This is a genomic window from Quadrisphaera sp. INWT6 (assembly GCF_015390235.1).
GTDB lineage: Bacteria > Actinomycetota > Actinomycetes > Actinomycetales > Quadrisphaeraceae > Quadrisphaera.
On record NZ_VUOH01000005.1, the window covers coordinates 392,092 to 417,567 of the forward strand.

At 75.4% G+C, this 25,476-nt stretch carries 21 protein-coding genes and 2 pseudogenes; 10 read left to right on the top strand and 13 right to left on the bottom strand.

Annotation, left to right across the window (positions count from 1 at the left end; genetic code table 11):
* Nucleotides 1-15: 15 nt before the first annotated feature.
* Nucleotides 16-1,170, bottom strand: coding sequence for a DNA polymerase III subunit beta (gene dnaN, locus F1641_RS16760; RefSeq protein WP_194907423.1), 1,155 nt, complete (start codon nucleotides 1,168-1,170; stop codon nucleotides 16-18).
* A gap of 536 nt (nucleotides 1,171-1,706) precedes the next feature.
* Nucleotides 1,707-3,248: a chromosomal replication initiator protein DnaA gene (gene dnaA / locus F1641_RS16765; protein ID WP_194907424.1), complete on the bottom strand. Its 1,542-nt coding sequence runs from the start codon at nucleotides 3,246-3,248 to the stop codon at nucleotides 1,707-1,709.
* A 416-nt stretch (nucleotides 3,249-3,664) separates the two neighbouring features.
* On the opposite strand from dnaA, the gene rpmH reads away from it, so the two are divergent.
* The 9 genes and pseudogenes from rpmH to F1641_RS16810 all read left to right on the top strand — a co-directional run bounded on the left by rpmH (nucleotide 3,665) and on the right by F1641_RS16810 (nucleotide 10,078).
* Nucleotides 3,665-3,802 (top strand): 50S ribosomal protein L34, encoded by a 138-nt coding sequence (rpmH, locus tag F1641_RS16770; protein ID WP_194907425.1) that lies wholly within the window; start codon nucleotides 3,665-3,667, stop codon nucleotides 3,800-3,802.
* A 25-nt stretch (nucleotides 3,803-3,827) separates the two neighbouring features.
* Nucleotides 3,828-4,214, top strand: a complete 387-nt coding sequence (gene rnpA, locus F1641_RS16775; protein ID WP_194907426.1) for a ribonuclease P protein component — start codon at nucleotides 3,828-3,830, stop codon at nucleotides 4,212-4,214.
* A 37-nt stretch (nucleotides 4,215-4,251) separates the two neighbouring features.
* The gene (yidD, locus tag F1641_RS16780) at nucleotides 4,252-4,599 is read left to right on the top strand and encodes a membrane protein insertion efficiency factor YidD (RefSeq protein ID WP_194907427.1); all 348 of its coding nucleotides are present in this window, start codon (nucleotides 4,252-4,254) and stop codon (nucleotides 4,597-4,599) included.
* The gene (yidC, locus tag F1641_RS16785; RefSeq protein WP_194907429.1) at nucleotides 4,596-5,558 is read left to right on the top strand and encodes a membrane protein insertase YidC; all 963 of its coding nucleotides are present in this window, start codon (nucleotides 4,596-4,598) and stop codon (nucleotides 5,556-5,558) included. The genes yidD and yidC overlap by 4 nt, the downstream gene beginning before the upstream one ends.
* A gap of 31 nt (nucleotides 5,559-5,589) precedes the next feature.
* The gene (locus F1641_RS16790; RefSeq protein WP_375541501.1) at nucleotides 5,590-6,183 is read left to right on the top strand and encodes a protein jag; all 594 of its coding nucleotides are present in this window, start codon (nucleotides 5,590-5,592) and stop codon (nucleotides 6,181-6,183) included.
* Nucleotides 6,184-6,208: 25 nt separating this feature from the next.
* Nucleotides 6,209-6,967, top strand: a complete 759-nt coding sequence (gene rsmG, locus F1641_RS16795; RefSeq protein WP_194907625.1) for a 16S rRNA (guanine(527)-N(7))-methyltransferase RsmG — start codon at nucleotides 6,209-6,211, stop codon at nucleotides 6,965-6,967.
* 64 nt (nucleotides 6,968-7,031) lie between these two features.
* Nucleotides 7,032-7,915: pseudogene (locus F1641_RS16800) on the top strand (ParA family protein); the annotation flags it as partial.
* A gap of 311 nt (nucleotides 7,916-8,226) precedes the next feature.
* Entirely contained in the window at nucleotides 8,227-9,420 is a 1,194-nt protein-coding gene (locus tag F1641_RS16805) for a ParB/RepB/Spo0J family partition protein (protein ID WP_194907431.1), read from the top strand.
* A gap of 19 nt (nucleotides 9,421-9,439) precedes the next feature.
* Nucleotides 9,440-10,078 carry a GNAT family N-acetyltransferase gene (locus F1641_RS16810; RefSeq protein ID WP_194907432.1) on the top strand — a complete coding sequence of 213 codons (639 nt, stop codon included), beginning with the start codon at nucleotides 9,440-9,442 and terminating at the stop codon, nucleotides 10,076-10,078.
* Between the two features lie 125 nt (nucleotides 10,079-10,203).
* On the opposite strand, the gene trxA is transcribed toward F1641_RS16810, so the two are convergent.
* From trxA to F1641_RS16850, 7 genes and pseudogenes are all read right to left on the bottom strand, one after another.
* Complete coding sequence (trxA, locus tag F1641_RS16815) at nucleotides 10,204-10,527, bottom strand: thioredoxin (protein WP_194907433.1); 324 nt, start codon at nucleotides 10,525-10,527, stop codon at nucleotides 10,204-10,206.
* A 65-nt stretch (nucleotides 10,528-10,592) separates the two neighbouring features.
* Nucleotides 10,593-11,618, bottom strand: a complete 1,026-nt coding sequence (gene trxB / locus F1641_RS16820) for a thioredoxin-disulfide reductase (RefSeq protein ID WP_194907434.1) — start codon at nucleotides 11,616-11,618, stop codon at nucleotides 10,593-10,595.
* Nucleotides 11,619-11,696: 78 nt separating this feature from the next.
* Nucleotides 11,697-14,009 carry a hypothetical protein gene (locus F1641_RS16825; RefSeq protein WP_194907435.1) on the bottom strand — a complete coding sequence of 771 codons (2,313 nt, stop codon included), beginning with the start codon at nucleotides 14,007-14,009 and terminating at the stop codon, nucleotides 11,697-11,699.
* A gap of 223 nt (nucleotides 14,010-14,232) precedes the next feature.
* Nucleotides 14,233-15,858: a murein biosynthesis integral membrane protein MurJ gene (gene murJ, locus F1641_RS16830; protein WP_309225667.1), complete on the bottom strand. Its 1,626-nt coding sequence runs from the start codon at nucleotides 15,856-15,858 to the stop codon at nucleotides 14,233-14,235.
* A 66-nt stretch (nucleotides 15,859-15,924) separates the two neighbouring features.
* A complete protein-coding gene (locus tag F1641_RS16835; protein WP_194907437.1) occupies nucleotides 15,925-16,122 on the bottom strand; it encodes a DUF6049 family protein in 198 nt (65 codons plus the stop codon).
* Between the two features lie 73 nt (nucleotides 16,123-16,195).
* Nucleotides 16,196-18,382 (bottom strand): annotated as a pseudogene (locus tag F1641_RS24025) (DUF6049 family protein); the annotation flags it as partial.
* Entirely contained in the window at nucleotides 18,286-18,813 is a 528-nt protein-coding gene (locus F1641_RS16850; RefSeq protein ID WP_194907440.1) for an NUDIX hydrolase, read from the bottom strand. The gene F1641_RS16850 and the pseudogene F1641_RS24025, both read right to left, overlap by 97 nt.
* Between F1641_RS16850 and F1641_RS16855 the strand changes: the two genes are divergently transcribed.
* Nucleotides 18,812-20,440 (top strand): CCA tRNA nucleotidyltransferase, encoded by a 1,629-nt coding sequence (locus F1641_RS16855; protein WP_194907442.1) that lies wholly within the window; start codon nucleotides 18,812-18,814, stop codon nucleotides 20,438-20,440. The two genes, F1641_RS16850 and F1641_RS16855, sit on opposite strands and share 2 nt — an antisense overlap.
* A 906-nt stretch (nucleotides 20,441-21,346) precedes the next feature.
* Here the strand turns inward: F1641_RS16855 and F1641_RS16860 are convergent.
* The 4 genes from F1641_RS16860 to F1641_RS16875 all read right to left on the bottom strand — a co-directional run bounded on the left by F1641_RS16860 (nucleotide 21,347) and on the right by F1641_RS16875 (nucleotide 25,211).
* Complete coding sequence (locus F1641_RS16860) at nucleotides 21,347-21,892, bottom strand: nucleotidyltransferase domain-containing protein (protein WP_206691338.1); 546 nt, start codon at nucleotides 21,890-21,892, stop codon at nucleotides 21,347-21,349.
* Nucleotides 21,893-21,996: 104 nt separating this feature from the next.
* The gene (locus tag F1641_RS16865) at nucleotides 21,997-23,250 is read right to left on the bottom strand and encodes an MFS transporter (RefSeq protein ID WP_194907444.1); all 1,254 of its coding nucleotides are present in this window, start codon (nucleotides 23,248-23,250) and stop codon (nucleotides 21,997-21,999) included.
* Between the two features lie 174 nt (nucleotides 23,251-23,424).
* Nucleotides 23,425-24,504, bottom strand: a complete 1,080-nt coding sequence (locus tag F1641_RS16870) for an inositol-3-phosphate synthase (RefSeq protein WP_194907446.1) — start codon at nucleotides 24,502-24,504, stop codon at nucleotides 23,425-23,427.
* A gap of 32 nt (nucleotides 24,505-24,536) precedes the next feature.
* Nucleotides 24,537-25,211, bottom strand: a complete 675-nt coding sequence (locus tag F1641_RS16875; RefSeq protein ID WP_206691339.1) for a PadR family transcriptional regulator — start codon at nucleotides 25,209-25,211, stop codon at nucleotides 24,537-24,539.
* Nucleotides 25,212-25,476: the final 265 nt, after the last annotated feature.

The window sequence follows — 25,476 nt, forward strand, 5'->3', positions numbered from 1 at the left end:
GGCTGGGGACGAGCCTCAGCCGGCCATCCGCACGGGCATGAGCAGGTAGCGGTAATCGTCGATCGGCTCGCCGTCGGCCTCGGTCTGGCCGGTGAGGACGGCGGGCTTCGTCGGAAGCGTGAAGGACAGCCGCACGTACGGCACGTTGAGCGCGCCCAGGCCGTCGAGCAGGAACTGCGGGTTGAAGGCGATGGAGATGTCGTCGCCGTCGAGCTGGGCCTCGATCGCCTCCGAGGCCTGCGCGTCCTCGCCGTCACCGGCCTCCAGGACGACCTGGCCCTGGGTGAAGGACAGCCGCACGGGCCGGCTGCGCTCGGCCACGAGGGCCACGCGGCGCACGGCCTCGACGAGCGCCGGGACGGCGACGACGGCGGAGATGGGCGACTCCGGCGGGAACAGCGAGCGCACCTTGGGGTAGTCGCCGTCGACGAGCAGCGAGGTGGTCCGGCGGCCGCCGGCCTCGAAGCCGACCAGGCCGGACGCGCCCCGGCCCCGGCCCGGCTCGCCCTCGGCCTCCGGGGACAGCGCGAGGACCACCTCGCCGCTCCCCATCGACCGGGCGACCTCCGAGAGCGTGCGCGCCCGGACCAGGGCCGTGGCCGAGGGCCGGTCCTCGCCGCCGCTCCAGGGCAGCGTGCGGACCGCGAGGCGGTACCGGTCGGTGGCGAGCAGCGTGACCTCGCCGTCCTCGATCTCGACGCGCACGCCGGTGAGCACCGGCAGGGTCTCGTCGCGGCTGGCGGCCACGACGACCTGCGCGACGGCGGAGGCGAAGACGTCTCCGGCGACGCTGCCGAGCACCGCGGGCATCGCGGGCAGGGCGGGGTAGTCCTCGACGGGCATCGTCAGCAGCGTGAAGCGGCTGGAGCCGCACACGACGACCACGCGGGGGCCCTGGACCGAGACCTGCACGGGCTGGGCCGGCAGGGAGCGGGCGATGTCGGCCAGGAGCCGGCCCGAGACGAGCACGCGGCCCGGCTCGTGGACCTCCGCGGGCACCTCCACGTGGGCGGAGACCTCGTAGTCGAAGCTCGAGAGCTTCAGGACGCCGGGCTCCGCCGCCTCCAGGAGCACGCCCGCGAGGACGGGCACCGGGGGGCGCGCGGGCAGCGTCCGCGCCGTCCACCCGACGGCCTCGGCCAGGACGTCGCGCTCGACCCCGAACTTCACGGGTCCACCTCCATGCAGTGCTTGCTGTCTCCGGCGGGGGCCGCCGGCGCTGCGGTGCAGCCCGTCACCGCCCGGGGAAGGGCCGTGACGGCGAGGATACCGATCCCGGGGGTCCTCCCCTCGCGCCGACCCACAGGCCCCCCGTCGGGCCCGTCGGAGCGCTCGGACCAGATGTTGGTGCGCTGATCGATCCGCTGACTAGAGAGTTCCGTAGTAGTCATAGGGCCTGTGGATACTGTGGAAAACCCCCGTCTTCGCAGGTCGGGGGTTGTTCACACCTGTGGACAGACCTGTGGACGGATTGTGGGAAAACTACGGCTCCCTGTGGACGGCTGAAAACTGTCCACACGCCGTCCACAGGACGACCCCCAGTTGTCCACACGTTCTCCACAGGTTCGAGGGCCTTTTCCACAGGAGCTGTGGAAAAAGTTGTCCACAGGGGCTGTGGATGCCTGTGGACCGCCCCCACGTGTGGACACAGCCTGTGGACAACTCGCGTCGTCGCAGGTCAGGGGCTCGCCGACCGACCGCCGACCTCAGGCCCGGTGCTGGAGCTTGATGCGGTTCGTCAGCTCGGTGACCTCGTTGTAGGTCTGGCGCCGCTCGGTCAGCTGCTCGCGCACCTTCCGGTTCGCGTGCATCACGGTGGTGTGGTCGCGGCCCCCGAACGCCTGCCCGATCTTGGGCAGGCTGAGCTCGGTGAGCTCGCGGCAGAGGTACATCGCGACCTGGCGGGCGTTGACGACGGCGCGGCCGCGCGCGGGCCCGCAGAGGTCCTCGATGGTCACCTTGAAGTAGTCGGCCGTCTGGGCCATGACCGTCGCCAGGGAGATCTGGGCCGTCTCCCCGGTCAGGAGGTCCTTGAGCACCACCTCCGCCAGCGACAGGTCGACCGCGGCCCGGTTGAGGTTGGCGAAGGCCGTGACGCGGATCAGGGCGCCCTCGAGCTCGCGGATGTTGGTGGAGATCTGCGAGCCGATGAACTCCAGCACCTCGTAGGGCACCGAGATGCGGTCGGTGATCGCCTTCTTCGACAGGATCGCGATCCGCGTCTCGAGGTCGGGCGGCTGGACGTCGGTCGTCAGGCCCCACTCGAAGCGCGACCGCATCCGCTCCTCGAACCCGAAGAGGTTCTTGGGGGGCTGGTCGGAGGTGATGATCACCTGCTTGTTGGCGTTGTGGAGCACGTTGAAGGTGTGGAAGAACTCCTCCTGCGTCTGCACCTTGTTCGACAGGAACTGGATGTCGTCGACCATGAGGAAGTCGACGTCGCGGTAGCGGCGCAGGAACGAGTTCTTCTGGTCGTCGCGGATCGAGTTGATGAAGTCGTTGGTGAACTCCTCCGAGTTCACGTAGCGCACCTTCACACCCTGGTAGAGGTGCTGGGCGTAGTGCCCGATGGCGTGCAGGAGGTGCGTCTTGCCCAGGCCGGAGGGCCCGTAGACGAACAGCGGGTTGTACGCCTTGGCCGGCGCCTCGGCCACCGCCACCGCCGCCGCGTGCGCGAAGCGGTTGGACGAGCCGATGACGAACGTGTCGAAGGTGTACTTCGGGTTCAGGCGGGCCGGCTCGGCGTCCTTGCGCGACTGCTCGCCGCGCCGGCTGCGCGGCACCTGGGAGGGACGGCTGACGCCGAACAGCGCGCCGTCCTCACCGGTGGCGAGCAGCTCGGCGCCGTCGCCGTCCTCGGCGTCGTCCTCGTCGTCACCGGCACCGACCCCGCCGGCGGAGCCGTCCTCCGCGCCATCGCGGCCGGCCACCGGCGCCGCCGCCGGGGCGGGGGCGGGCGGTGCCTCCTGCGGCGGCGCGTCGGTCAGGGAGGTGTCGACGGCGACCGCGACGCGCACCTCGCGGCCCAGGCGCTCGGACAGCGCCGCGGCCACGGGCTCGCGCAGCCGCTGCTCGATCATCTCCTTGGTGAGCTCGTTGGGCACCGAGAGCAGCACCATGTCGTTGAGCAGGCCCAGCGGCCTGGTCAGCCTGAGGAACGCCAGCTGCTGGCGGGAGATGCGGGTGTCGGCGCCGAGCGCGGCGATGACCGCCGGCCAGGCGGACGGGAGGTCCTGCTCGTCGGCCACCGGCCCACCCTCCCACGCGGTCCGTCGGACCTGCTCGCACCGTCCACAGGGTTGTCCACAGGCTGTGGACGGAGGTGGGGACGGCGACCCTCGGGTGGCGGCGGTGCCGACCCCGGAGCGGGAGCGCCAGACGCTAGCGGCACCGGCGAGCCCGGCACAAGGCGACCCGCCGCCGTCCCCGTCCGGGCCGCTGTGGCACCCTGCGGCGCGCTCCGGCGGCCGGCGCCCCGAACGGCTCGGTTGACCCTGCGGCCCCCCGGCACCTACCGTGGAGCGGTTGCGGCTGGAGATCGTGCTGCCCCAGGACCCCCTCGCGGGGTCGTGCGGAGCACCCGGCCGTCGGGTGAGGTCGGGTGCTCCGCACCGCCGGCCGCCCGCGACAGCGAGCTGACCACTGACGTGATGGAGTGACGGGCGTGAGCAAGCGGACCTTCCAGCCGAACAACCGGCGCCGGGCCAAGGTGCACGGCTTCCGGCTGCGCATGCGCACCCGCGCCGGCCGGGCGATCCTCGCCGCGCGCCGCGCCAAGGGCCGCGAGCAGCTCTCCGCCTGAGGCGACCGCGGACGCCCCGCCCTCCGTGCTGCCCCCTGCGCACCGCCTGCGCCGCTCGGCCGACTTCTCGGCCGTCGTGAGGGGTGGCAGGAGGGCGGGGCGTCGCTGTGTCGTGGTGCACCTGCTCGCCGCGCCCGTCGGCACCGGCGAGCAGCCCGCGGCCCCGCTCGTGGGCTTCGTGGTGTCCAAGGCCGTCGGCGGGTCCGTCGTGCGCAACCGCGTCGAGCGGCGGCTGCGCCACCTGGTGCGCGACCGCCTCGGGGCGCTCCCGGGCGGGTGCCGGGTGGTCGTCAGGGCCAACCCCGCTGCGGCCGGGGCCACGCACGAGCAGCTCGACCGCGACCTCGCCGGCGCCCTGGAGCGCGTCCTGCGCGAGGCCCCCGCGGGCCAGCCCCGCCGCGGCCGCTCGTGAGCGCGGCGCTGCGGGCGCTCCTGCTCGTGCTCCGCGGGTGGACCGGGCCGTCGCCCTCCTCCTGCTGGGTCTCGTGCGCTGCTACCAGCTGCTCGTCTCCCCCCTGCTGGGCCCGGTGTGCCGCTACGGCCCCTCCTGCTCCTCCTACGGGGCCACGGCCCTGCGCGAGCACGGCGCCGCGGTCGGCACCTGGCTGACCGCGCGCCGGCTGCTGCGCTGCCACCCCTGGGCCCGCGGCGGGTGGGACCCGGTCCCCAGCCGCTCGGCACGGGCGCGGGCGCGCAGGGCCCACACTGGTAGCCGGCGCCCAGCGCCGCACGACGCCAGCACCCGCCACCACCGAGACCACGGGCCCGCACGCCCCGAGCCCGCGAGGACGCGATGAACTTCTTCGAGAGCCTGATCTACCCGCTCGAGTGGGTGGTCGCCTGGATCATGGTGCAGGCGCACGCCGGCCTGACGGCCCTGGGCATGCCCGAGAGCGGGGGCTGGACCTGGGCGCTCTCGATCGTCGCGCTGGTGATCATCATCCGCATCGTGCTGATCCCGCTGTTCGTGAAGCAGATCAAGGCCAGCCGCGGCATGGCCCTGCTCCAGCCGGAGATGCGCAAGATCCAGCAGAAGTACAAGGGCAAGACCGACCCGGCCAGCCGCGAGGCGATGAGCCGGGAGACCATGGAGCTGTACCGCTCCAGCGGCACGAACCCCTTCTCCTCCTGCCTGCCGATCCTGCTCCAGGCGCCGATCTTCTTCGCCCTGTTCCGGGTGCTCAACTACGGCATCCGCAACGAGGAGGGCGTCGGCCCGCTGACCAGCGAGCTCGCCCGCCAGGCCGCGGAGTCCAGCATCTTCGGCGCGCGCCTGACCGACACGTTCCTCGGCAGCGACGACCTCAACGTCAAGATCCTCACGGCGATCCTGATCGTCGCGATGAGCGCCACGACGTTCACGACGCAGCGCCAGCTGATGATCAAGAACATGCCGGCCTCGGCGCTGGACAACCCGTTCGCGCAGCAGCAGAAGCTGATCATGTACCTGTTCCCGATCATCTTCGCCGTCTCCGGCGTCAACTTCCCGATCGGCGTCCTCATCTACTGGTTCACCACCAACCTGTGGACCGGGGGCCAGCAGGCCTACGTCATCCGGCGCATGCCCGCCCCCGGCTCCAAGGCCGAGGAGGCCCTCGAGGCCCGTCGCGCCCGCAAGCGCGCCCGCCACGGCGTGGCCTCGACCGACGTCGTCGCCGGCGAGGTCGTCGAGGAGCAGCCCGCGGCCCGCGCCGGGCAGCGCACGCAGCCCAAGCGGAAGGACCGCAACCGCGGTCCCGCCCGCTCCCAGAACTGAACGACGCGCACGAGACGACGAGGAGGCCGTGGTGAGCACCCACCTGGACGCTGAGCAGGACGCGCAGGAGACCCCCGGAGCCGTGGGGACCCCCGCCGGCGACGAGGCCCCCGCGGCCACCACCGAGGCCGGTGGCGAGCGGCGCACGCGCATCGCCCGCCTGGAGGAGGAGGGCGAGGTCGCCGCCGACTACCTCGAGGAGCTCCTCGACATCGCCGACCTCGACGGTGACATCGACATCGACGTGGAGGACGGCCGCGCCGCCGTCTCCGTGGTGGGCGAGGGCGCCGACGGCGCCGCGCTGCAGCGGCTCGCGGGCCAGCGCGGTGAGGTCCTCGAGGCCCTCCAGGACCTCACGCGCCTGGCCGTCCAGGCGCGCACCGGCGAGCGCAGCCGCCTCATGCTCGACGTCGCGGGCCACCGCGCCCGCCGGCGCGAGGAGCTCCAGGGCCTGGCCGCCGAGGCGGTCCAGCAGGTGCAGCGCCACGGCGAGCCCGTGGCCCTCGACCCGATGAACCCCTTCGAGCGCAAGGTCGTGCACGACGCCGTCGCCGCCGCCGGCCTGGTCAGCGACTCCGAGGGCGAGGAGCCGCACCGGCGCGTCGTCGTCTCGGCCGCCGGCTGAGGTGACGCCCACCGGACCGACCGAGCTGCCCGGGCCGACCGAGCTGGTCGAGCCCGAGGAGCTCCGGGGGGCCGTCGCCGCCGTCTTCGGCGACGGCGCCCCCCTGGCGCGCCGCTACGCCGGCCACCTGGCCACCTCCGCGGTGGAGCGCGGTCTGGTGGGGCCCCGGGAGGTCCCGCGGCTGTGGGAGCGCCACGTGCTGAACTGCGCCGTCGTCGGGGAGCTGCTGCCGCAGGGCGCGTCGGTCGTCGACGTCGGCAGCGGGGCGGGCCTGCCCGGGCTGTGCCTGGCCCTGGCGCGCCCCGACGCGTCCGTGGTGCTCCTGGAGCCGCTGGAGCGGCGCGCGACCTGGCTCGGGGAGGTCGTGGCCGACCTCGACCTGGGCTCCCGGGTGCGGGTGGTGCGCGGGCGCGCCGAGGACGCCGCGCCCGGCCGCCCGCTGGCCCTCGAGCCCGCTGACGTCGTCACCGCCCGCGCCGTCGCGCCGCTGGAGCGCCTGGCCGGCTGGTGCCTGCCGCTGGCGCGCCGGGGCGGGCTCCTGCTGGCGCTCAAGGGCCGCAGCGCGGCCGAGGAGCTGGAGGCCTCGCGCGGGGCGCTGGCGCGCGCCGGTGGGCTCGACCCCCGCCTGCTGGAGGCCGGGACCGGCGTCGTCCCCGTCCCGACCACCGTGCTGAGCGTTACTGTGGGTGCCGCTCATCACCCGGCCGGGGGTGCGCCAGGCGGAGAGGACGTCGGTGGTCGATCACGAGCGGCGCGCAGGCGCACGCGGCAGCCACGTGGCTGAGCGCGCGCCCGAGCTGACCAGCGACGCCGAGGAGACCGCCCGCAGGGCGCTCCTCGCGCAGGCCATCCCCGACGCCGGCGAGGACACCCCGCTGGCCCGCCAGGCCGCCGAGGACGCCCGCCGCCGCATCCGGCTGCGGGGCCGCACGCTGCCCAAGCCCGACCAGACCCGCGTGCTGACCGTCGCCAACCAGAAGGGCGGCGTCGGCAAGACCACCAGCGCCGTCAACCTGGCGGCCGCGCTCGCCCAGTGCGGGCTGCAGGTGCTGGTCCTCGACGTCGACCCGCAGGGCAACGCCTCGACGGCCCTGGGCGTCGCCCACGAGGACCGCACGCCCGGCACCTACGAGGTCCTGGTCGACGGACTGCCGCTGTCCGAGGCCGTGCGCCCCTGCCCCGACGTGCGCGGGCTCGAGGTCTGCCCGGCGAGCATCGACCTCGCCGGCGCCGAGATGGAGCTGGCGCAGGAGCCCGACATGGTGGCCCGCGTCTCGCTGCTGAAGACCGCGCTGGCCGACCACGTCGCCGAGCGCGAGGCCCAGGGGCGCCCCCGGCTCGACTACGTGCTGCTCGACTGCCCCCGAGCCTGGGCCTGATCACCCTGAACGCGCTGGTGGCGGCCCGCGAGGTGCTGATCCCCATCCAGTGCGAGTACTACGCGCTCGAGGGCCTCACGCAGCTGCGCAACAACATCGGGCTGGTCCAGCGGTCGCTGAACCCGGTGCTGGAGATCTCCACGATCCTGCTGACGATGTTCGACGCGCGCACCCGCCTCGCCCGCGAGGTGGCCGACGAGGTGCGCCGCGCCTTCCCGGACCGGGTGCTGGAGACCTCCATCCCCCGCTCCGTGCGCATCTCCGAGGCCCCCAGCCACGGCGAGACGGTCATGACCTACGACCCGGGCAACTCCGGGGCGCTGTCGTACCTCCAGGCGGCCCGTGAGCTCTCCGAGGGCCACGAGGCCCGCGTGCGCCAGGCCGCCGAGGCGGCCCAGGCAGCTCAGGTCGCTGACGAGGCGCCCGGGGCTGCCGAGGACGAGGCGCCGACCCCCGCGCCGGCCCCCGGGGTCTCCGTCCAGGAGCCCGCCGCGGCCGAGGAGCCCGCTCCGGTCGAGGCGCAGGACGGGCCCGAGGAGCGGCCCGAGCCGCAGGGCGGCCCGTCCGACGTCGTCGACCTGCGCACCGGCCCGCTCGACCTGCGCGGGTCGTGGACGCCGGACCGCAGCACCCGGGGCCAGCGCCGAGCAGCAGGAGGACGGTCGTGAGCGAGCGACGCCGGGGGCTCGGCCGCGGGCTGGGAGCCCTCATCCCCGACGCGGTCTCACCCGAGGTGACCGGCCAGCTCACCGCCGTGCGGCCGACCGCCCGCGCCGAGCGGCCCCGCGAGGACGCAGCCGCCCCCGCCGCGGCGCCGGCTGCCGCGGCGGCCCAGGACGGCGGCACCGCCGACCCCGCCGTCATCGACCTGCGCGACGGCGCCCCGGCCCGCCAGGCCCCGCGCCGCGGCGGATCGCGGTCCACGGCGGGGGCCGACGAGGAGGACCTCCTCCCGATCCCCGGCACCTGGTACGCCGAGGTGCCCGTCGGCTCGGTGAGCCCCAACCCGCGCCAGCCGCGGCTCGTCTTCGACGAGGACGCGCACGCCGAGCTGGTGCACAGCGTCAAGGAGATCGGCGTCCTGCAGCCGGTCGTCGTCAGGCCCCTGCGCCGCGCCGACGGCGCCGCCCAGGGCCCCGACGAGCAGATGTCGTTCGAGCTGGTCATGGGCGAGCGCCGCTGGCGCGCCGCGGAGAGCGCGGGCCTGACCACGGTGCCCGCGATCGTGCGCGACACCACCGACGAGGACATGCTGCGCGACGCGCTGCTGGAGAACCTCCACCGCTCCGACCTGAACCCGCTGGAGGAGGCCGCCGCCTACCAGCAGCTCCTCGACGACTTCGGCTGCACGCACGACTCCCTCGCCCAGCGCCTGGGGCGCTCCCGGCCGCAGATCTCGAACACCATCCGCCTGCTGCGCCTGCCCCCGTCGGTCGCGCGGCGCGTGGCGGCCGGGGTGCTGTCCGCCGGCCACGCCCGCGCCCTCCTCGGGCTGCCCACCGGCGACGCGATGGAGCGCCTGGCGCAGCGGATCGTGGCCGAGGGCCTGTCGGTGCGCACCACCGAGGAGCTCGTGGCCCTCGGCGGCGTCGGCGCGCCCCGGCCGTCGCGCGAGCAGGTGCGTTCGGCGTCCGCTCCGGTCCTCGACGACCTGGCCGCCCGCCTGTCCGACAGGTTCGACACCCGCGTGAGCGTCGCGATGGGCGCCCGCAAGGGCCGCCTGACCGTCGAGTTCGCGACCCTGGAGGACCTCGACAGGATCCTCGGGTCCCTCGCGCCGGACGAGGCCGGCTCGGTGGCCGGGGCCGCCGCCGCGGACGACGCCGAGGGTGCGGACGCACCCACCGGCGCCCTCTGACCCCTCCGGACGGACCGGCGTGTCGCGCCGCATCGCCCCGCTGACCCTGGAGTCCCTGCCGGACCTGCCCTCGGGCTGCCGCGGCTGCGTGTCCTGGGAGCTCGACCCGGTCTCGGCGGGCCGCGCCGTCGCCGCCGGGGGCACCGCCTTCGAGAAGGAGGCGTGGCTGTCCTCGGTGCTGCTCGAGTGGGGCAGCGCGGGGCGGCTGGCGTACGTCGACGACGCGCTCGCCGGCTTCGTCACCTACGCCCCGCCGGTGCACGTCCCCCGCTCGCGCAGCTTCCCCACCTCACCGGTCAGCGGTGACGCCGTCCTGCTCATGACGGGCCACGTGCTGCCCCAGCACCGCGGCGGGGGCATCGCGCGGATGCTCGTGCAGAGCGCGGCGAAGGACCTCACCCAGCGCGGCGTGCGGGCGCTGGAGGCCTTCGGCGCCGCCGGCCCGGAGGTCGACGAGCGGCGGCTGGGCCTGTCGGCGGACTGCGTCGTCCCCGCGGCCTTCTACGAGGCCGTCGGCTTCACCGTGGTGAGGCCCCACCACCGCTGGCCGCGCCTGCGCCTGGAGCTGCGGACGGCCCTGTCGTGGCGCGAGGACGTCGAGGCGGCCCTGGAGCGCATCCTGGGGCGCGCGCGGGTGCCCGTCCTCTCCGGGGTCTGACCGACCCCTCCGGGCTGTCACAGGGCCGTCACAGGGCCGCCAGGGGGTCGCGGCGGGGCTCTGGCCGCCCGCACGACGAAGGCCCCCGACCTCGCGGTCGGGGGCCTTCGTCGTGGACGGGTGCGTCAGCCGATGAACTCGGCGAGCTCCTTCAGCAGCACCGGCTTCGGGCGCGCGCCGATGATCTGCTTCACCAGCTCACCGCCCTTGTAGACGTTGAGCGTCGGGATCGAGGTGATGCCGTACGCCGCGGACGTGCGCGGGTTCTCGTCGGTGTTCACCTTGACCACGTCGAGCGCCTCGGAGTTCTCGCTGGCGATCTCCTCGATGATCGGGGAGACCTGGCGGCACGGGCCGCACCAGGGGGCCCAGAAGTCGACGAGGACGGGCTTGTCGGACTGCAGCACCTCGGTGTCGAAGGTGGCGTCGGTGACGGCGCGAGCGGTCATGGCGGTTCCTCTCTGCGGTGGGTCGGTGGACGGTCAGGTGGTCTGGTGGTGCGCGGCGGGGCTCGTCAGCCGACGGCGGTCGCCTCGGCGACCTCCTCGGCCTCGACGGCAGCGACCCGCGGGGAGTCGGTGTCGGCGAGGGCCGCCAGGTAGCGCTCGGCGTCGAGCGCGGCGACCGTGCCGGACGCGGCGGCGGTGATGGCCTGGCGGTACTCGTGGTCGACCACGTCGCCGCAGGCGAAGACGCCCGGGAGGTTGGTGCGCGAGGAGCGCCCGTCGACCGCGACGTAGCCCTTGTCGTCGAGGTCGACCTGGCCGGTGAACAGGTCGGTGCGCGGGTCGTGGCCGATGGCCACGAAGGCGCCCTCCACCGGCAGGTCGCGGAGCTCGCCGGTGGTGGTGTCGCGCAGGCGGAGCCCGGTGACCTTGCCCTCGCCCAGGACGTCCTCGACGGCGCTGTTCCAGGCGAAGCGGATCTTCGGGTCGTTCTGCGCCCGGGTCTGCATGATCTTCGAGGCGCGGAGCTCGCTGCGGCGGTGCACCAGGGTGACCGACTCGGCGAAGCGCGTCAGGAAGGTCGCCTCCTCCAGGGCGGAGTCGCCGCCGCCGACGACGGCGACGTCCTTGCCCTTGAAGAAGAAGCCGTCGCAGGTGGCGCACCAGGAGACGCCGTGGCCGGAGAGGCGCTTCTCGTTCGGCAGGCCCAGCTCGCGGTAGGCGGAGCCGGTGGCCAGGACGACGACGCGCGAGCGGTAGGTCTCACCGAGGCCGGTGCGCACCACCTTGACGTCACCCGTCAGCTCGAGCTCGACCGCGTCGTCGTAGACGACCTCGGCGCCGAAGCGCTCGGCCTGCGCCTGCATGCGCTCCATGAGGTCGGGGCCCATGAGCCCCTCGGGGAAGCCGGGGAAGTTCTCGACCTCGGTGGTGTTCATCAGCGCACCGCCGACGGTCACCGAGCCGGCGACCACGACGGGCCTCAGGTCGGCGCGGGCGGCGTAGATCGCCGCCGTCCAGCCGGCGGGCCCAGAACCCACGATCACCAGGTCGCGGACGTCGTCCGAAGTCACAGGCAGGCTCCTCCGCCACATCGAGCCGCCGGGGTCTCCCGGCGCCGTTCGTGCAACGGATCGTAGGCGCGCGGTGTTCCCCGGCCGCGCCTCGGCGGCTCAGCGAGCGGAGACCTCGTCGACGGCGGCGGCGTAGCCGGTGCCGTTCGCGGGGAGCTGCGTGAACCACAGGAGCAGGTGCGTGGCGGTGGCGGGCTGGTCGAGGGGGACCTCGACGGTCTGGCCGCCGGTGCCCGCGGCGGTGGTGGTCAGCACGGTGCTGCCCTCGTAGCCGCCGTCGGGGCTGCTGCGGACCTCGACGGTGCCGCCGGTGCCCTGCGTGGTCAGCGACAGCGAGGTCACGGTGCTGGGGGTGGTGCCGTCGCCGAGCTGCAGGGAGAGGCCCACGCCGCGCTTGAGGTTGCCCAGCGCGGCGCTGGTGTACGTGCTCGACGTCCAGGAGGTGGCGAGGTCGCCGTCGACCGCGCGGCTCGCGGCGGCGTCGTTCTCGGTGCCGTCGCCGAAGGGGTCGGCGGGGGTGGCCCCGGTGACCTCCGCCGCCGGGGCGCCCTCGGTGGCACCGTCGGCGGCGGGCTCCGAGGCGCCGGTGCCCGGGGCGGCGCCGTCAGCGCCTGCGGCGTGCGGCGCGGCCGCGCTGCCCGTGCTGGCGTCCGACGGCGCGATGCCCAGGACCCCTCCGAGGGCGGAGGCGTTGGCGATGACGAGCACCACGAGGGCCACCAGGAGGGCGGCCACGAGGCCCAGCACGGCCAGCACCGGTCCGCGGCGGCGGCGCTCGCGGGGGTGGTCGTGGGGGTGGTCGTCCTGGACGTCCTCGTGCAGCGCGGCGGTCGGCTGGACCCGGGCGCGGGCGGGAGCCACGACCGCGGCGGGCCGGCTCTCGGACCGGCGGGGGCGAGGACGGGCGCGGCCCGCGGGTCGCGCCTCGGGTCGAGCCACAGGACGGGCGCCGGCGGGGGCGTGGCCCCAGCCCGCGCCGACCCAGTCGGTGGCGTCGGTGTCGTCGAAGGCGTCGGTGTCGTCGAAGGCGGCGGTGGTCTCGCGGGGCGAGCGCGCCGGCGCGAGGGGGGTGGTCGCTGCGGGGGCGGCGGGGGCAGCGGCGCTCGGGGCGGCAGCGGCTGGGCGCGGCTCCGGCGGGGCCACGGGGGCCGTGGCGACCGGGGCGGCTGGCGGGACGGCAGGCCGGGGGCCGCTGACCGGTCCGAGGAGCGCCTCGAAGGCGTCGCCCCCGGCGGCCTCGCGCTCGGCCCGGCGCTGGGCGGCTCGCCGCGAGGCGCGGGTCTCGGGCGCCGGGGTCACCGGCGCACCCGGTGCTGCGCCAGCCTCCTCGGCGGCACCAGCACCAGCACCGGCACCGGCACCGGCAGCACCCGCGAAGTGGAGTCCGGGACCGCCGCCGAGCCGTGCGCGCACCGGCGCGGACGACCACGCCCGGGCGGGGGCGTCCGCCGTCCCGGCGGCGTCGGCAGCGCCGGCGCTCGGGGACGCAGCGGAGGCGGTGCGGTCGGGGACGGGCCAGCTCTCCGGGACGCTGACGCCCAGCCCCGTGCGCGTGACGGGCCCGGTGGAGCTGCCCCACGGTGCGAGCACGGCGGCCACGTCGGAGGGGGTGGCCGGGCCCTCGCGGTAGGGGCCCAGGACGGCGGCGCACAGCGCGTCGAGGTCGTCGGGGACCCCGGTGGACAGCTGGCCGGGTGTGACGGGGGCACCGCCGCGGCCGGTGGGGGCCGCGCCCAGCGAGCCGCTCCGACCAGCGGGCCACAGGCCCGTCAGCGCGGCGTAGAGCAGGCGGACCAGGCCCTCGGCGTCCTCGCGCTCGGCCTCGGCGGGGGTGCGGGGCGGCAGGCCGGCGGCGGCGCTGGCGATCTCCAGGCCCAGCACGCTGACGGCGCCGTCAGCGGTCAGCGCGACCGAGCTCGGGTCGAGGCGGCGGTGGTGCAGCCCCGAGCGGCTGGCACGGGCCAGCACGGCGGAGGCCTCGCCGACGAGGGCGCGGGCCCGCGAGGCGGGCAGGGGGGCCTCGCGGAGGAGGTCCGCCAGGGTGCGCCCGGGCGAGCGCTCGGTCACGACCCAGCCGAGGGCGCTGCCGTCGGCGGCGCGCTCGAGCCCGACGTCGAGCAGGTGGGGGAGCCGCTCGTCCTCGACGGCGGCGGAGCGGCGGGCGGCGTCGACGGCCTCGGCGGCGGTGGCGCCCGAGACCACGTGGATGACGACGGGGCGCAGGAGCTGGTCGTCCTCGCCGTCCCAGGTGGCGGCAGGGCCGTCCTTGGTGCGGCGCTGCAGGAGCCGGTAGCGGCCGTCCAGCAGGACCCCGACGGAGCCGGCGGCGGTCCGGGCGCGGGCGCCCGTCGCAGCGGGGCCCGTGGCCGTGCCGTCCGAGGTCGGCGCCGACAGGTCTGACTGGCCGTTCACCACTGCCCACCCTCCCCGCGATGCTCCGCCCGGGGCTCCCGGCCTGTCCGGGGCGCGTGCGAGACGTCAGCCCATGCTAGGCCGGGAGACCTCCCGGAGCCCGGAGGCGAGCGCGCGTCGCGAGGGCGCGTCGCGGGTCGGGGCAGGGCGGTGCGCCCGGCTCGCGGGGGTTCGTCCGCGTCTGCCCGGTGAGGGGTGGGGGCGTGCCCGAGGGGGCGGTGGCTCAGCGGCGGCGGAGCGGTCCGGGGAGGCGGCGCAGCAGCGGCTGCACCTCCCGGACCCGCAGCAGCCACAGCCCGGCTGCGTACACCGCGACCACCACGGCGCCGCCGACGACGGCGAGCAGCACCGCCCCGGGGATCCCGCGGTCGAGCAGGCCGCCGAGCGGTCGGGTGGCGGCGAGTCCCGCTGCCGCGGCGGCGAGACCGACGACCAGGAGCCGGACGTGCGTCTGCAGGACCTGGCGCCCCTCGATGCCGTCCAGGCGCCGGTGGAGGGCCCACGCACCCGCCAGGGCACCAGCCCACTGGGACACCGCCAGGGCCGCCGCCACGCCGACCACTCGTTGCGCCTCGGGCAGCGCGAAGGACGCGAGGGCCCCGCCCACCCACAGCGCTGTGGCGAGGCACTGCACGAAGAACGGCGTCCGCGCGTCCTCGAGCGCGTAGAAGCCGCGCTGCACGAGGTAGGTGGCGCTGAAGGGGACCAGGCCCAGGGCGGCCACGGCCACCACCGGACCCAGCTGCCGCGCCTGGTCAGCCCGGAAGCCGCCCACGAGGAACCCGGCGGCGTCGGCCGTGACCACCAGGCCAGCCGTCGCCAGGACCATGGCGACGCCCACGGTGCGCAGGGCGAGGGAGACGTCGGACCGCAGCTCGTCGACCGCACCGCGGGCAGCGGCGGCGCTCATGCGCGTGAACATCGCGGTGACGAGCGACACGGTCACCAGCGAGTGGGGGAGCATGAACAGGAGGAAGGCGTTGCCCCAGGCGCCGTTGCCAGCGCCGGCCGACCCGGGGACCGAGGTGGTCACGTTGCTGACGACCAGAGCCGTCGCCTGGCTCAGCAGGAGGGCGCCGAAGGTCCACCCGGCCACCTTCCCGGCGCTGCGCAGGCCCATGCCGCGCACGCCCCACCTCGGCCGCAGCCGGATGCCCGCGCGTCGGAGCGGGACCACGAGCACCAGTGCCTGAGCGACCACGCCCAACGTCGAGGTGCCGGCCAGCACGCTGGTGCGAGCGGGGGTCCACGCCTGGGTGGAGGCGTCGGCGCTGATGCCGCCGAAGGCCACGAAGAACACCCCCATGCCCACGAGCGCCACGACGTTGTTGATGACGGGGGCCCACATGTAGGCCCCGAAGAGGCCCTTGGCGTTGAGGATCTGTCCGAGCAGCGTGTAGAGGGCGTAGAAGAAGACCTGCGGGAGGCACCAGAAGGCGAAGGCGACAGCGAGCGCCCTCTGGTCCGAGGGGGCCTGGGTGGAGAAGACCCACACCACGGCCGGAGCCGCGAGCGTGAGCACCAGCGTGACGGCGGCGAGCACGACGACGGCCGCGGTCACCAGGCGGTCCAGGTACTCGGCGCCGCCGTCCGGGCGCTGCATCGCCTTGACCACCTGGGGCACCAGGACGGCGTTGAGGACGCCACCGGCGATGAGCAGGTACAGGTTGGTGGGGATCGTGTTGGCCAGGCCGAAGGCGTTGGCACCCACCGAGATCGTTCCGCCGACCAGTGCCGCCAGCACCGCTGCGCGCACGAAGCCGAGCAGCCGAGAGGCGGCTGTCCCCGCGGCCATCACCGCGCTCGCCCGTCCGAGGGCCCTGGTGCTGAGGCGCCCTCCGGCGTCCACCGCCTCCGGGGCACCCGGCTCGCCAGCGGCAGCTGCCGGAGCGGTCGAGGCGGGGGCGGGGTGGGGTCAGCCACGGGTGGACTCCTCGGGTCTGCGGGCGGGCGGGCCGTCGCCGTCGGCCTCCTCGGCGGTGCGCACAACGGGGGGAGCGGGACGGCGGCGCACGCGGACGACCGTGCGGACCACGCCGCCCACGAAGACCAGGACGACCACGACGCCGGCGATGGCGATGCCGCGGCTCTCCCAGTCGGCGCGCACGCTCACCGGCACCTTCACCTGGCCCCCCCACGGCTTGTCCTGCGCGGTCGGTGAGCCGTGCGTAGAGGGTCAGGTCACCGCTCGAGACGGCGCGCACCGGCAGGTAGGCGACCTGCGTCGACCCCGCGGGGACGACGATCTCCTGGGCCGCCCCCGGCTGCAGCCGCAGGCTGGTGGAGGTGACGCTGACCCACACCCTGGCGTTCTGGGAGAGGTCGTTGCGCACCGTGACCGGCAGGCTCACGACCTTGTTGACGACCACGAGCGGGCTCCCCGAGACGACGGCGACCGCCCCACCCAGCTGCTCGCGGCGCTGGGCGAGCGCGGCCAGCTGGGTGCGCCACGCGTCCTGCTCGTCCGCCCACCCCGCGGACGCGGCGGCGACCGCGCCGATCTCGACCGGCTGCTCCAGCAGCGCGGGGTCGTCGACCAGCGTCCCCGCGCGCCGCACCGCGTCCACCGCGCTCTGGGCGGTGATCAGCCCGTCGGCGGGGAGGACCGCGGACACCTCAGCCGCGGCCGGGGTGGCGTCGTCGCCCACGGTCACGGGGTCACCGGCGGTGGCGCCGTCCGAGGAGAGGAGGTCGGTCAGCGGCTCGCTGCGCACCCAGGGCGCGGAGCTGAGCTGACTGAGCACGGAGCTCGCCGCGACGGGGTCGGGGTCCCAGGTGCGGGGGAGCGCCAGCACCAGGCCCTGCTCCTGGCCTCCCGCGCCCGCTGCCGCGGCCACCGCGCTGTCGGCCAGCAGCCGGGCCCCCACCTCCGCCGGGTCGGCGGCCGAGCCGTCGGTGGCCGGCTGGGTGGCGCTCAGGAGCAGGGACGAGTCGGTCCGGTCGACGAGCACGGCCCGCACCGGCGCGGAGGTCGACCCGTCGGACCCGGTCGCCTGCACCTGTGCGGTGGAGGCGGAGGTGCCCTGGGCGGACACGGCACCGGGCACCGCCGCGGCGTCGACCACGACGGCGGGCGCCTCGCCGTCCTGGGCGGCGGCGGAGGCGGCGAGCACGAGCTGCGAGGCGGCGACGGGGGCCACCGGCCACACGAGCCCGGCCGCCGGGGGAGCGCCGGCAGCCGTGGTCACGGCAGCGGTGCCCTGGGCGACCGCCAGGGAGAGCAGGCCGGTGGTGCCGGCGCCGACCACCCCGGCGACGTCGGTGTCGCCACGGGGGAGCGCCACCACACCCCCGGGGCTCAGGGCCAGGAGCCGGGCCCGCCAGCTCTGCACCGCTGCGGGGGCGTCACCCCCGTCGCCGGCCACGAGGGTCCCCGTGGTGGAGGGGCTCGCGGTCGCGCTGGGCGCCTCCGTCGTCGTCGCGCTCGCGGATCCGGTGGGCGTCCCGGAGGACGAGGGGGAGGCGGTCGCGCCGGACCCGGTCGGGTCCTGTGCGGAGCGGGCGTAGGGGCCGAGCACCGCCGGGTCGACCACGAGGCTCGTGGCCGGCGTGGTCACCGAGCCGATGACGCGGGCGAGCCGGCCGTCACCGGTGACCTCGGGCTCCAGGGCGTCGAGGGGCAGCTGCCCCGTGCCGGTGTCGGGTGCCCCGGCGACGACCGGTGCGAGGACGGTCAGCCCCGCGCTGGCCGGGGGAGCGCCCTGGGGCATCCACACGACGAACGACCGCAGCGCGTCGAGGCGCTGCAGGGAGGAGTCGAGGACGTCGACGGTGATCCCCCGGGCGCCGAACTCCTCGCCGAGCCGGAGCTGGTCGGCCTGCACGTCGAACGTCATCTCGGTGCTCGCCCCGGGAGCCAGGTCGACGTCGAGCGGCAGCTCGGAGCCGTCGACGCCGACGAAGCGGTCACCGCCCTGGACCCCCTCCCCCGCGGCCCAGGACGCCACCTCGGAGCGGGTGGCGAGCACCGGCGAGTTCACGAACAGGCGCACCCTCGCGCCGTCGAGCGACGTCGTCCGGGCGTTGGTGACCCGCACCCGCACCACGAGGTCGGAACCGGGCACCAGGGCCGAGGGCTGCACCTGCTCCAGCTCGACGTCGACGCCGGACGCCGGAACCGCCGCCGTCAGCGCGGCGGGCACGGCGGTGGGCAGAGCAGCGGCCGCTGCCGAGGCCCCGGCCGGCACCACGAGCGGGGCGAGCCCCAGCGCGCCGACGGCCAGCGCGCCCAGCACCCGGCGGACGGTCGAGCGAGCGCCGCAGCGCCGGGTCGCGCTCACTCGCCGGCGGCGAGCAGCTCGCTCGCGGCCAGGGCGATGCGCCGCTCGTTCGAGAAGGCCAGCCGCTCCCGCAGCTGGGCCACGGGGACCCACGCCGCCTCGACGGCCTCGGCGTCCGGGTCGCCCTCCACGCTGATCGCTCCCCCGGTCGCCTCGAGCAGGAAGTGGTGGACGGTCTTGTGGATCCGGCGGCCCTCCGCGGAGAACCAGTAGTCGATGGTGCCGAGGGTGCCCACCACGCGACCGGTGATGCCCGTCTCCTCGGCGACCTCGCGGACGGCGGCCTCCTCCGGGGTCTCCTCGCCCTCGAGGTGCCCCTTCGGCAGGCACCACTCCAGGCGCCCCGCGCGGTTGAGCCGGGCGATCAGCGCGGCCCGCGCCTCCCCCGTCGACGTCTCCACCACGATGCCGCCGGCTGAGACCTCCTCGACGGTGCGCCCGGTGGTCCGCCAGGGGCCGCGCGGGCTCGAGCCCGGACCGCCGCGCCGCTGCCCCGGCGCCTGCCGACGATCGCCTGAGGACATGTCCGCCACTGTAACGAGAGGACCTCTGGCAGCCTTGACGCTCGTGGTCGCGCCTCCCCCTGGATCCGGAACCCCCGAGCACCCCGAGGAGCAGCCCTCCGGCGCCGCGGGTGACGACCCCCGCGACGACGCGCTGCTGGCGGCCCAGCGCCGCGCCGTCACCGAGCTGGCGCGCGTCGCCCCCGACGTCACCGCGCTCGGCGCGCGCTTCGCCGAGGCCGGCCACGAGCTCGCCCTCGTCGGCGGCTCCGTGCGCGACGCCCTGCTCGGGCGCCTCGGCGGCGAGGGGGAGTTCGACCTCGACTTCGCCACCTCCGCGCGCCCCGACCAGACCGAGCGGATCCTCGCCGCCTGGGGCAGCACCACGTGGGACGCCGGCCGCGCGTTCGGCACCATCGGCGCGCGCTCGCGGCGCAGCGGCGGCGGCGGCCAGCCCGTCGTGGTGGAGGTCACCACCTACCGCTCCGACGTCTACGACCCCACCACCCGCAAGCCCGTGGTCGAGTTCGGCGACACCCTCGAGGGCGACCTCGCCCGCCGCGACTTCACCGTCAACGCCATGGCGCTGCGCCTGCCCGAGATGGTCTTCGCCGACCCGTTCGACGGCCTGGGCGACCTCGCCGCCGGGTACCTGCGCACGCCCGTCGCCCCCGAGCGCTCCTTCGACGACGACCCCCTGCGCATGCTCCGCGCCGCCCGCTTCGCGGCACAGCTGGGGTTCGACGTGGAACCGCAGGCGCTCGCGGCGGCGCAGGCGATGGCCTCGCGGCTCGAGATCGTGTCTGCCGAGCGCGTGCAGGCCGAGCTGGTGAAGCTGCTGCGCGCCACCGACCCGGTGCCCGGCCTGCGGGTGCTGGTCGACGCCGGCCTCGCCGAGGTGGTGCTCCCCGAGCTGCCGGCGCTGCAGCTGGAGGTCGACGAGCACCACCGCCACAAGGACGTCTACGAGCACTCCCTCACCGTGCTGCGCCAGGCGATCGCCCTCGAGGAGCGGTACGGGCTCGACGCCGACGGACCCGACGTCGTCCTGCGCCTCGCGGCGCTGCTGCACGACATCGGCAAGCCGGCCACGCGGCGGTTCGAGCCGGGCGGCGGCGTGAGCTTCCACCACCACGAGGTGGTCGGCGCCAAGATGACGGCCCGGCGGCTGAAGGCGCTGAAGTTCGACAAGGAGACGACGAAGCAGGTCTCGCGGCTGGTCGAGCTGCACCTGCGGTTCCACGGCTACGGCGGGGGCCAGTGGACCGACTCCGCCGTGCGCCGCTACGTGACGGACGCCGGGCCGCTCCTCGACAGGCTCCACGCGCTCACGCGCTCCGACTCGACCACGCGGAACAAGCGCACCGCCGAGCGGCTCCAGCGCACCTACGACGAGCTCGAGCAGCGCATCACCGCGCTGCGTGCGCAGGAGGAGCTCGACGCCGTGCGCCCCGAGCTCGACGGCGCCGCGGTGATGCGGATCCTCGGGATCCGGCCCGGTCCGGTGGTGGGGCGCGCGTACAGGCACCTGCTGCAGGTGCGCCTCGACGCCGGGATGCTCGGTGAGGAGGCGGCTCGCGCCGAGCTGCTCCGGTGGTGGGCCGAGCAGCCCGAGGCCGCCGACCACGAGCTGCCCGCCGGCGGCTGACGGCTCGGGCGAGCCGCCGGGGGAGCTGCTCGCGCGGGCGGCCGGCCCCCCCCGCGTCGGCGTCTTCCGCGAGCGCCGTCGTTCCACGGGGAACCGCTGCCTCAGCTGCGAGCCCTGCTGGCCGGTACGACCGCCGGTCCGCGCTCGGCGGAGCGCTGCGGTGTCGGTGAGCGCCTGAGCCACCCGTTCCTCGTCGAGCGCGACCTGCTCCCACGGAACCGCAGGACGCTCCACCCGTCAGCGACCAGGTCGTCGTGGCGGCGGCAGTCAGTGACGAGCGCCCGGCGCTGCCCGTGCCACTCGAAGGGGCTGGCGGCCTCGGTCGAGGCGCGCCGCGCGACGCGCAGGACCGCCAGTCGACCGGCACCGCGGGTCTGGTCCGCTCGGACGAGGGGGGCTCGTGACGAGTCCGTCGACATCGTCGTCGCTCAGGTCGGACCAGTGCGGAACCAGCCCAGCGGAAGCAGCCAGCGCCATCCGGCGGTTCCGGCGGACGGTCACGTGGGGACGTGCAGGCGCAGGGACGAGGTCGAGCAGCCACAGCTGCGGGCGCTCGCGCGCGAGGCGACTCCCCCGGCCCGTGCGGCTGCGGCTGGCGCCGGCTGCTGGTCGGACCGCGCGTGCGCACCGCGAGCCACGCGCACCACGGCTCCGCCGTCCGGTGCCCGCGCCAGCGCGCGGTGGTGCACGTCGAGCTCATCGCGACGTGCGACTCCCCCGAGCTGCCAGACCTGACGACGCACCTCCGCGACCTCCACCCGTCGAGCGTTCCGGGTCGAGCTGGACGACGTGGATCTCGTCCACGGATCTGGTCGTGGTCACAGCGGTGTGCCGACGTCATCGGGCCGGGCTGGACCGCGGGTCGACACGGATCGTCTGCCCGCCGGTACGACCAGGGCGGGTCTGTCAGGTGCCGCGTGGAACCTCGTAGCCCTCCGGCACGGGACGGCCCGCGAGGCCCGACAGCAGGGCCACGTCGTGGCGGTCGACGGCGCGGGGCGGGTAGTCCTGGTGCCACCGCAGCGACCACTCGAGGGCCTCGCACCGCACGGACCGCCCTCCGATCACCCCGGTCCCCTGGAGCGCCGCCCGTGGGAAGCGCACCCCTGCAGCGGCGCTGCCGTGGTGCACCTCGCCGCCGGGCAGCTCCTCGTGCAGGTGGAGGTCGAGGCGCAGGAGGGCTCCGTCGGTCACCACGAAGTTCCACGGCCTGTCCCCCGGCCACGGTGACAGCCTGTCGACGCCCAGCTCCCCCGCAGCCACGACGAACGGCTCGAAGGCCTCGGCGGTCAGCCACAGGTCGAGGTCGGAGTGCTCGCGCGTCTGCTGGCCGACGAGGGCGTCGACGCCCCAGCCGCCGCCGACCACCGCGCCGACGCCGTGCGCCTCCAGCACGTCGAGGACGCGCAGCGCCTCGTCCAGCGGCATCCGCGTCGTGCGCTCGGGGTCCACGTGCGGCAGCCTGCTCCTGCCGGTGGCGTCGTTTCACGGGTTTCTCGCCACCGCGACAGAGTGCGGCCCGGTTCCCCGTGGAACGCGGACGCCCTGGAACGGCGTCAGGTGCGGGTGGCGGAGCGCCGCAGCCCGCTGGCTGCGGCCAGGGCCACCCACCACACCGCCAGGGCCAGCAGCACGGGCACCGAGTAGCCGTCGAGGGGGAGCACCAGCGCGGCCAGCCCCGCTGCGGCGATCGTCGCCGCGTTCGTCAGGACGTCGTAGAGGACGAACACCCGACCGCGGAACGCGTCGTCGACGCCGGTCTGCACCAGGGTGTCGACGGAGATCTTCACGCACTGCGCGGTGAGCCCCAGGGCTCCGGCGGCGACCACGAGGGTGACCGGGCCTGGTGCCACGGCGAGCGCCAGGGGAGCCAGGGCCGAGCAGCCGGCGGCCAGGCGACCCCACCGCGCCGGACCCAGCCACCGCGCCCCGACCGGCGTGAGGGCCGCGGCGAGGGCGAAGCCGAGACCCGAGGCGAGCGTCACGGCGCCGACGAGCGCGGTCGCCGCGAGCAGCCCGGAGCTGTTCCCCGTGGCACCGGCGGGGGCGGCGCCCGCTGCCGAGCCGTCGACGGCGGTCCGCGCGTACAGCAGGGACATCACGAGGGCGATCCCGTAGCCGAGGCGGTGGGCCCCGATGAGCAGCAGGGCCCCACCGGCCGACCGGCGCTCCCAGAGGTGCCGCAGCGCGCCCACGAGGTCGCGCTCCGGGCGCGTTCGCTCGGCCACCTCCTGGGCGCTCGGGCCGAGCGCGTCCCGCCCGATCCGGAGGGCCACGGCACCCGCGGCGGCGCACAGCACCGCCGTCACGACGAGCAGCTGGGCGTCCCCGGCGTCCCCGGCGTCACCCGCACCCACCCACGGCCGCACCCCGAGGGCGAGGGCTCCGGCCCCCAGGGCCACGGCGCTGCCAGCGGTCGGGACGACGGCGTTCGCGGCGACGAGGTCGCGCGCCGGCAGCACGCGCGGCAGGGAGGCGGACAGCGCGGCGAGCAGCAGCCGGTTGACGGAGAGGTAGGCCAGAGCCACGACGAGCACCACCAGCGGCGGGGCGGTGACCACGGCGACGGCCGCCACGAGCGCGATGACGGCGCGCACGGCCGAGGCGACCACGAGCACCTGCCGGCGCCGGAACCTGTCGAGCACGGTCGCCGCCCACGGCCCGACGAGCGTGAACGGCAGGAGCAGCACCGCCATCGCCCCGGCGATCGCGGCGGGCGAGGCGGCGCGCTCGGGGGAGAGCAGCACGAACGACGCGAGCGCCGCCTGCAGCACGCCGTCGCCGGCCTGTCCGAGCAGCCGCACGGACACCAGCCGCCGGGCTCCCGTGGAACGGGCGACGGCCGCCGCCCCCGCCAGCAGGCCCGAGGTGGGTGCGGGCGGCGGAGACGGCCGACGGCCCGGCCCCCCAGGGGGACCGGGCCGTCGGTGTGGTGAGCGTCGATGGGCCCAGTCTCCCCCAGCGGAGGAGCCGCGGCCCGCCGGTCAGCGCTCGTTGGTGCCGGCGATGAAGGCCTCGACGTCGTCCTTGGCCTTGTCGTCGCGCTTCTGCACGGGCGGCGACTTCATGAAGTACGACGACGGGGAGGTCAGCGGGCCGCCGATGCCGCGGTCCAGGCCGATCTTCGCGGCGCGCAGCGCGTCGATGATGACGCCGGCCGAGTTCGGGGAGTCCCAGACCTCGAGCTTGTACTCCATGTTCAGGGGCACGTCGCCGAAGTTGCGGGCCTCCATGCGCACGTAGGCCCACTTGCGGTCGTCGAGCCACTCGACGTAGTCGCTCGGGCCGATGTGGACGTTGCGCTTGCCGAGGTCGTGGTCGACGTTGCTCGTCACGGCCTGCGTCTTGGAGATCTTCTTCGACTCGAGGCGGTCGCGCTCGAGCATGTTCTTGAAGTCCATGTTGCCGCCGACGTTGAGCTGGTACGTCCGGTCGACGATGACGCCGCGGTCCTCGAAGAGGCGCATCAGGGCGCGGTGCGTGATGGTCGCGCCGATCTGGCTCTTGATGTCGTCACCGACGATCGGCACACCGGCGTCGGTGAACTTCTTGGCCCACTCCGGGTCGGAGGCGATGAAGACCGGCAGGGCGTTCACGAAGCCGACCTTGGCGTCGATGGCGCACTGCGCGTAGAACTCCGCGGCGTCCTCGGAGCCGACGGGCAGGTAGCAGACCAGGACGTCGACGCGGGCGTCCTTGAGGGCCTGGACGACGTCGACCGGCTCGGCGTCGGACTCCTCGATGGTCTCGCGGTAGTACTTGCCGAGGCCGTCGTGGGTGACGCCGCGCTGCACCGGCACGCCCAGCGGCGGCACGTCGGCGATCTTGATGGTGTTGTTCTCCGAGTTGAAGATCGCCTCGGACAGGTCGAAGCCGACCTTCTTGGCGTCCACGTCGAACGCGGCGACGAACTCGATGTCCTTGATGTGGTACTCGCCGAAGCGGACATGCATCAGGCCCGGGACGGTCGCGTCGTCCGCGGCGTCCTTGTAGTACTCGACACCCTGGATCAGGGACGCGGCGCAGTTGCCGACGCCCACGACGGCGACGCGGATGGAGCTCATCCGGTTCATCTCCTCTGGTCGTCGTCCAGCGCTCAGCTGGACGGCTCGGACGACAGCTGGCCGGACGGCTCGCTGGTGGTGGTGCGGGTGGTGCGGACCTGCCCGGCGGCGTCAGCTGGGCGCTGCGACGGCCGGGAGGTGGTCGGGGATGGCGCGGGGCCGCGGCCCGAGCGCTCGCGCTCGACGAGCTCGTCGAGCCATAGCAGCTCGCGCTCGAGCGACTCGGTGGTGTGGCGGTGCAGCTCGGCGCTCCAGCTGTCGGGGCGGGCGCTGGCGCGGGCGGCGCCGACGCGCTCCAGGCGCTCGACCACGCGGGTGCGCCGGCCCTCGAGGATGCGGATCCGCGTGGTGGCGTCGGTGCTGCCGAAGAACGCGAAGTGGACGTCGAACTGCTCGTCCTCCCAGGTGGCGGGCCCGGAGGAGGCGAGCAGCGAGCGCAGCTGCTCGCGGCCGGCGTCGGTCAGCTGGTAGACGACGCGGCTGCGGCGGCCGGTGAGCGGCGAGACGGCGCTGGTGGGGGTGCTCTGCGTGATCCACTGCTGCGCCTCCAGCGAGCGCAGCGCCGGGTACAGGCTGCCGAAGGAGATGCGGCGCCGCAGCGGGCCGATGACGAGGTCGATGCGCTTGCGCAGCTCGTAGCCGTGCAGGGGGCAGTCGTCCAGCAGGCCGAGGACGGCGATGGTCAGGGCGTCGGAACCGCGCGCCACGAGCCACCTCCCCTGCCGCACCGCTGGGGCGCTCACCACTGATGTATCGAACCGATACATCACAGGACTGTAGCGACCGACTCCGACGGGCGCGAACCGACCGTGCTCGGCTCCCTCGAAGTCCAGGTCGGCTTCAGCCGGTCGGCCCATACTGGGGAGGTCCGTGACCTTCCCCGGCGACGAGCCGGGGCACCCCAGACCCGAGGGACGCACCCGGTGGCTGCTCGCACCCCGGCGCCGAGCCGGCGCTCCGCTCCTGCTGCTC

Coding starts and splice junctions, on each gene's coding strand:
- yidC (WP_194907429.1), top strand. CDS start 4,596: ATGAACTTCTTCGAGAGCCTGATCTACCCGCTCGAGTGGGTGGTCGCC.
- trxA (WP_194907433.1), bottom strand. CDS start 10,527: ATGACCGCTCGCGCCGTCACCGACGCCACCTTCGACACCGAGGTGCTG.
- trxB (WP_194907434.1), bottom strand. CDS start 11,618: ATGTGGCGGAGGAGCCTGCCTGTGACTTCGGACGACGTCCGCGACCTG.
- F1641_RS16855 (WP_194907442.1), top strand. CDS start 18,812: ATGTCCGCCACTGTAACGAGAGGACCTCTGGCAGCCTTGACGCTCGTG.
- F1641_RS16850 (WP_194907440.1), bottom strand. CDS start 18,813: ATGTCCTCAGGCGATCGTCGGCAGGCGCCGGGGCAGCGGCGCGGCGGT.
- F1641_RS16870 (WP_194907446.1), bottom strand. CDS start 24,504: ATGAGCTCCATCCGCGTCGCCGTCGTGGGCGTCGGCAACTGCGCCGCG.